This window comes from Streptomyces sp. SID14436, from assembly GCF_010548465.1.
GTDB lineage: Bacteria > Actinomycetota > Actinomycetes > Streptomycetales > Streptomycetaceae > Streptomyces.
This window is the reverse complement of sequence record NZ_JAAGMD010000212.1, coordinates 1-5,951: the sequence shown is the minus strand read 5'-3', so window position 1 is coordinate 5,951 and position 5,951 is coordinate 1. Positions and strand designations below refer to the sequence as shown.

General features: G+C 73.0%; 6 protein-coding genes. 5 read left to right on the top strand and 1 reads right to left on the bottom strand.

Annotated features, from left to right (window positions below; all coding sequences use genetic code 11):
• Nucleotides 1-35: 35 nt before the first annotated feature.
• The gene (locus tag G3I53_RS07835) at nucleotides 36-245 is read right to left on the bottom strand and encodes a DUF2191 domain-containing protein (RefSeq protein WP_164335479.1); all 210 of its coding nucleotides are present in this window, start codon (nucleotides 243-245) and stop codon (nucleotides 36-38) included.
• Between the two features lie 188 nt (nucleotides 246-433).
• Between G3I53_RS07835 and G3I53_RS07830 the strand changes: the two genes are divergently transcribed.
• The 5 genes from G3I53_RS07830 to G3I53_RS07810 all read left to right on the top strand — a co-directional run.
• Nucleotides 434-1,912, top strand: a complete 1,479-nt coding sequence (locus tag G3I53_RS07830) for a glutamate-cysteine ligase family protein (protein ID WP_164335478.1) — start codon at nucleotides 434-436, stop codon at nucleotides 1,910-1,912.
• 83 nt (nucleotides 1,913-1,995) lie between these two features.
• Complete coding sequence (locus tag G3I53_RS07825; protein WP_164335476.1) at nucleotides 1,996-3,150, top strand: amidinotransferase; 1,155 nt, start codon at nucleotides 1,996-1,998, stop codon at nucleotides 3,148-3,150.
• A 64-nt stretch (nucleotides 3,151-3,214) separates the two neighbouring features.
• Nucleotides 3,215-3,967 (top strand): IclR family transcriptional regulator C-terminal domain-containing protein, encoded by a 753-nt coding sequence (locus tag G3I53_RS07820; protein WP_164335474.1) that lies wholly within the window; start codon nucleotides 3,215-3,217, stop codon nucleotides 3,965-3,967.
• 100 nt (nucleotides 3,968-4,067) lie between these two features.
• Nucleotides 4,068-5,243, top strand: coding sequence for a PP2C family protein-serine/threonine phosphatase (locus tag G3I53_RS07815; protein ID WP_164438157.1), 1,176 nt, complete (start codon nucleotides 4,068-4,070; stop codon nucleotides 5,241-5,243).
• 343 nt (nucleotides 5,244-5,586) lie between these two features.
• A partial coding sequence (locus G3I53_RS07810; RefSeq protein ID WP_203616739.1) for an acyl-CoA dehydrogenase family protein occupies nucleotides 5,587-5,951 on the top strand: 365 nt, incomplete at its 3' end.

Genomic DNA, 5,951 nt, shown 5'->3' with positions numbered 1-5,951 from the left:
GCCGGGACGGCCCCCCGGACGGCCCGCGCGGCCGGTCAGCCCTGCGGTTCCTGGGGCGCGGCGTCGGTCTCGCCCAGGCCGCGGTCGACGAGGCCGGTCCGGGCCTCGGTGCGGTGGCCGCGGGCCACGTAGTCCCGTACGACGGCCTCGATCGCGTCCTGGGGCGAACCGATCCCGGACAGGACCATCACCTCCACCACCAGTTCCGCGTCCAGGCCGATGCTGACCTTGGCTCTTCCCGCCATGTGTGCCCCTTCTCGTGCCGTGCGGTGCCACGGCCGGGCGGCCGCGGCGGTCGTGCGCGCCGATTGTGACGCCGGTCCGGTGGCGGTGGTTGCACCCGGCACGGACACCGTCGCGTGGTCGGAGTCGCCCGGTGGTGCCACGCTGGGGGTTGGGCAACCCCCAGGGCACGAGCCGGGAGGGAGAACCGATGGGACGGGACGTCCCGGCGATGGTGTTCACCCGCGAGGACCGCCGTCGGTACCGGATCAAGATGCAGGAGTGCCTCGACACCTTCGCGCTGATGCTGCGCGAGGCACGCTTCGAGTCCGAGCGCCCCCAGGTCGGCCTGGAGATCGAGCTGAATCTGGTCGACGAGCAGGCGGAGCCGGTGATGCGCAACAGCGACGCCCTGGAGGCGATCGCGGATCCGGCGTGGTCGACCGAACTCGGCCGGTTCAACCTGGAGATCAACATCCCGCCGCGCCGTCTGACGGCGGGCGGCCCCGACGCGTGGGAGAGCGAGATCCGTGCCGCGCTGAACCACGCCGAGCAGCGGGCCCGGTCCGTGGGCACGCATCTCATCATGTCCGGGATTCTGCCCACCCTGCGGCAGGAGGACGTCGGTGAGGGGGCGCTGTCGGAGAACCCGCGCTACCGGCTGCTCAACGACCAGATCTTCGCGGCGCGCGGGGAGGACCTGCGCATCGCGGTGGACGGCGTGGACCGGCTGCGCACCTACGCGGACACGATCACCCCGGAGGCGGCCTGCACCAGTACGCAGTTCCATCTGCAGGTGCACCCGGAGCAGTTCGCCGCCTATTGGAACGCGGCCCAGGCGATCGCCGGGGTGCAGATCGCGCTGGCGGCCAACTCGCCGTTCCTGTTCGGCAAGGAGCTGTGGCACGAGACCCGCATCCCGCTGTTCGAGCAGGCCACCGACACCCGCTCGGAGGAGATCAAGGTGCAGGGCGTCCGCCCCCGGGTGTGGTTCGGGGAGCGGTGGATCAACAGTGTCTTCGACCTGTTCGAGGAGAACCTGCGCTACTTCCCCGCCCTGCTGCCGCTGTGCGACGAGCAGGACCCGAGGGAGACCCTGGACCGCGGCGACGTCCCGGAACTGGGCGAGCTCACGCTGCACAACGGCACCATCTACCGCTGGAACCGCCCGGTGTACGCCGTCGCCCACGACAAGCCGCACGTGCGGGTGGAGAACCGCGTGCTGCCGGCCGGGCCGACGGTGGCGGACACGCTCGCCAACGGCGCCTTCTACTACGGCCTGACCCGCGCCCTGGTGGAGGAGGAGCGGCCGGTGTGGTCCCGCATGTCCTTCTCCGCCGCCGAGGAGAACCTGCACACGGCGGCCCGGCACGGCATCGAGGCCATGGTGTACTGGCCCGGCATGGGCGAGGTCACGGTGCCGGAACTGGTCCTGCGGCGCCTGCTGCCGATGGCGCACCACGGGCTGGAGCTGTCCGGCATGGACGCGGCCTGGCGGGAGCCGCTGCTCGGGATCATCGAGCAGCGGTGCGTGACCGGCCGCAACGGGGCCGTCTGGCAGAAGGAGATGTTCCATCACATCGACGCCTCCGCGCGCTGCGGCCATCACGAGGCACTGCGCCGGATGACGCAGCAGTACATCGACTACATGCACCTCAACGCCCCGGTCCACACCTGGCCGGTCGACTGACTCCTCGCGCACGGACCTGCACTTTCCGTGACGCGGTACCTATACTGGGCAACCGGCCGTCCACGGGAGGAAGAGGCCTGTCGATGTCCGCACCCTCGACCACCGCGACCGGGACGGGTACCGCTCCCGCCTCCCCGGTCATGTCGCACAACGAGTGGGACCCGCTGGAGGAGATCATCGTGGGCCGCCTGGAGGGCGCGACGATCCCGTCCGGCCACCCGGTGGTCACCTGCAACGTCCCGCCGTGGGCGGCGCGGCTTCAGGGTTTCGCGGCCGGCCGGAGGTATCCGCGCCGGCTGGTCGAGCGGGCGCAGCAGGAACTGGACCAGTTCGTCACCCTGCTGGAGGACCTCGGGGTGACGGTCCGGCGTCCGGATCCGGTCGACCACCGGCGCAGGTTCGCCACCCCGGACTGGTCGTCCCGCGGCTTCTGCACCACGTGCCCCCGGGACAGCATGCTCGTCGTCGGGGACGAGATCATCGAGACCCCGATGGCCTGGCCGTGCCGCTATTTCGAGACGCACTCCTACCGCCGTGTGCTCAAGGACTACTTCCGGCGCGGCGCACGCTGGACCGCGGCCCCGAAGCCCGAACTCACCGACGCGCTGTTCGAACCGGACTTCCGCATCCCCCGGGCCGACGAGCCGATGCGCTACATCCTCACCGAGTTCGAGCCGGTGTTCGACGCGGCGGACTTCGTCCGTGCGGGACGGGACCTGTTCGTCACCCGCAGCAATGTCACCAACCGCATGGGGATCGAGTGGCTGCGCCGTCATCTCGGCCCGGGCTACCGGATCCACGAGATCGAGAGCCGCTGCCGCACCCCCATGCACATCGACACGACGTTCGTCCTGCTCGGGCCGGGCAAGGTGATGATCAATCCGGAGTACATCGACGTCGACCGCCTGCCGGACGTGCTGCGCTCCTGGGACGTGCTGACGGCGCCCGAGCCCGAGCCGATCCGCGATCCGCTGCTGCGGGTCACCTCGATGTGCGGCAAGTGGCTGAGCATGAACGTCCTGATGGTGGACGAGAAGCGGGTGATCGCCGAGCGCCACCACACCGGGATGCTGCGGGCGCTGGAGAAGTGGGGTTTCGAGCCGGTCCCCTGCGACCTGCTGCACTACGCGCCGTTCGGCGGCTCGTTCCACTGCGCCACCCTGGACGTCCGGCGCCGGGGCACGCTGGAGTCCTACGTCGACCCGCCCACCGTCCCGCACCGCGCCCGGCAGGGATGAGGCGGCTCCTCCCGACGGCGGCCGGGGCTTGCCCGGGCGACCGGACCGGGCGCAGGCTGGTCCCATGGCCAACGGCCCCACGCTGATCACGTCCGTGCAGCGGGCCTTCCGCCTGCTGGAGGCGGCGGGCGCGCACGAGAACGGCGCGCCCGCGAAACAGCTGGCCCGTGAGGCGCAGCTGCCGCTGGGCACGGCCTACCACCTGCTGCGCACTCTGGTCCACGACGGTTATCTGCGCAGGCTGGACGACGGCGCGTTCGTGCTCGGGGAGCGCCTGCACACCCTGCACACCGCGGGCCGGGGACAGGCGCTGCTCAGCCGGGTCCGGCCGACGCTCGCCGCGCTGCGCGACGACATCGGGGCGGCGGCGTACCTCACCTTCTACGAGGAGGGCGAGATCCGGGTCGCCGAGATCGTGGACGGTCCCCGCGCACCCCGGGTCGACCTCTGGGTGGGGTTCGCCGACGCGGGGCACGCCACGGCGCTCGGCAAGTCGGTGCTGCGGGAGCTGGACGGCGCGGCCCGTCAGGAGTACCTCTCCCGGCATCCGCTGAACGATCTGACCCCGCGGACGATCACCGCCGCGCCGGAGCTGCTGCGCCGTCTGGACACCGCCCCCGAGGCGCCGGCCGTCACGGATCTGGAGGAGTACGCGCTGGGCACCGTCTGCGTCGCGGTGCCGGTCCGCAGCGGGAACACCCTCGGCTCGCTGGGCGTGTCGCTGCCGGTGGACCGGCTGTCCCGGCTGGCCGAGGTCCGGTCCCGGCTGCTCCCGACGGCCGGACGGGTGACGAGGAGCCTTTCTCTCACTATCTGAAAATCCGCACCTTGTGACCCCTCACACCGGTCGCGTTTCCTTTACATCAGACATATCGGGAGCGCGCACGCCGCGCAGAGGTGAGGACCGCGGACGACAGATGAGGAACGCCCGACAGCACACCCGGACACGGACCGCCGCGCCCCGGGCCACCGCCGCCGAGCCGCACACGTCTGCCGGGCCGTCCCTGCCGGTCCTGCGCCATCTCCTGCCTTTACTGGCCGTCTGGGCCGTGGCGCTCGTCGCCTTCGCCGGCGGGGGGCCGGTGTGGCTGCCGCTGCTCGCCGCGGGACCGGCACTGGCGGCGGTCACCGGCGGCCGGCACGTGGTCCTGGGCACCGGGCTCCTCGCCTCGGTGCTGGGGAGCGCGATCGGCGTCCACGCGGGAGTGCCGGGCCGGGAGACGGCCGTCCTGCTGGCCGCCCTGACGGGCGTCACCCTGGCCGGGGCGCTGACCGCGGGGCGGCGCGGCCGGGCGGAACAGGTCCTGGAGGCGGTGCGGTCCGTCGCCGAGACCGCACAGCACGCGCTGCTCGCGCCGCCGCCCCGCACGGTCGGGCCGTTCGAGGTGGCCGTCCAGTACAGCGCCGCCGCAGCGGAGGCCCGGATCGGCGGCGACCTCTACGCGCTGATCCCCACACCGCACGGCGTGCGGTTCATCGTCGGCGACGTGCGGGGCAAGGGCCTCCCGGCCGTGGGCACGGCAGCCCTGGTGCTCGGCGTGTTCCGTGAGGCCGCCCACGACGAACCGGACCTGCTGGCCGTGGTCGACCGGATCGAGCGCAGCCTGGCCCGCAACCTCTGCGGGGACGACTTCGTCACCGCCGTGGTGGCCGGCTATCCGGAGCCCGGCCGTCTGGAGATGGTCAACTGCGGCCACGCCCCGCCGTTCCTGGTGCGCGGGTCCGAGATCGTGCCCGTGGAGCCGGCGCAGCCGGTCCCGCCGCTGGGGCTGCGTGCCCTGTCCGGGCAGGCGCCGCACCTGGAGGTGCTGCGCTTCGGCGACGGGGACCGTCTGCTGCTCTACACCGACGGGGTCACCGAGGCCCGCGACGCCGCCCGCCGGTTCTTCCCGCTGGCCGAGGGCCTGGCCCGGCACCTGTACGACGAACCCGACCGCACGGTCGCGGCGCTGCACGAGGAACTGCTGGCGCACGTGGGCGGCCGGCTCCACGACGACGCCGCGCTGCTCCTGCTGCGCAAGCCTGCCGGGCGGACGTCGGCCGTCGAGGGCACGCCCGACCCGGAGCCGCCGCGGCACACCGTTCCCTACTGAATCACTAGGGAAGTGTTGACGGGGCCCGACGGCGCCGCGCAGGATGATGCCCATGGCTCACACGCGGCAGCGACTGGTGCGACGCCGGCACGTCGACTTCTGCCGGGTCGTCAGCGCCGCCTGTCCGCGCGCCTAGGATCCGTCCGGTCCGGGCGGGAACCTCTCTCCTGTTCCCCTGCGGGTTCCCCCGCCCGTCGTGGCACCACGGACGCCGGACCTCTCCCCGCGCGCCCTCCTTCCCTGCCGGCCGGGCCCCGTGCGGTCGCACGGAGGGCCCGGGCTTTCGCGCACCGCCGCCCCTCCCCCGTCCTGTCGTGCGGTCCACTCCGAGGAGACCCCTGTCATGGTCACAGCCCCTCCGCCCGCCCTCCCCGTCACCGGCACCGCGGGCGCCGGCTCCGGAACGGCGCACTGGCTCCGGGCCGCCCGGGAGACGGCGGACGATCTGGCGACCGACGCGGCGACCCGGGAGCAGGCGGCCGCACCGCCCTTCGACGAGGTGTCCCGGCTGCGGGAGGCAGGACTGCTCCCGCTGCTCGTGCCCGCGCGGGCCGGCGGGGGCGGCGCCGACTGGCGCACGGCCTACGCGGTCGTCCGGGAGATCGCCGCGGCCGACGGCGCGATCGGTCAGCTCCTGGCGTCCCACTACTTCCTGTCCTGGAGCGCGCGGCTGCTGGCCGGGGCGGCGGCCGGCGTGCGCCTCGACCG

Excerpts from the sequence above, each read along its gene's own strand:
- G3I53_RS07830 (WP_164335478.1), top strand. The coding sequence starts at position 434 with ATGGGACGGGACGTCCCGGCGATGGTGTTCACCCGCGAGGACCGCCGT.
- G3I53_RS07835 (WP_164335479.1), bottom strand. The coding sequence starts at position 245 with ATGGCGGGAAGAGCCAAGGTCAGCATCGGCCTGGACGCGGAACTGGTG.
- G3I53_RS07825 (WP_164335476.1), top strand. The coding sequence starts at position 1,996 with ATGTCCGCACCCTCGACCACCGCGACCGGGACGGGTACCGCTCCCGCC.
- G3I53_RS07815 (WP_164438157.1), top strand. The coding sequence starts at position 4,068 with ATGAGGAACGCCCGACAGCACACCCGGACACGGACCGCCGCGCCCCGG.
- G3I53_RS07820 (WP_164335474.1), top strand. The coding sequence starts at position 3,215 with ATGGCCAACGGCCCCACGCTGATCACGTCCGTGCAGCGGGCCTTCCGC.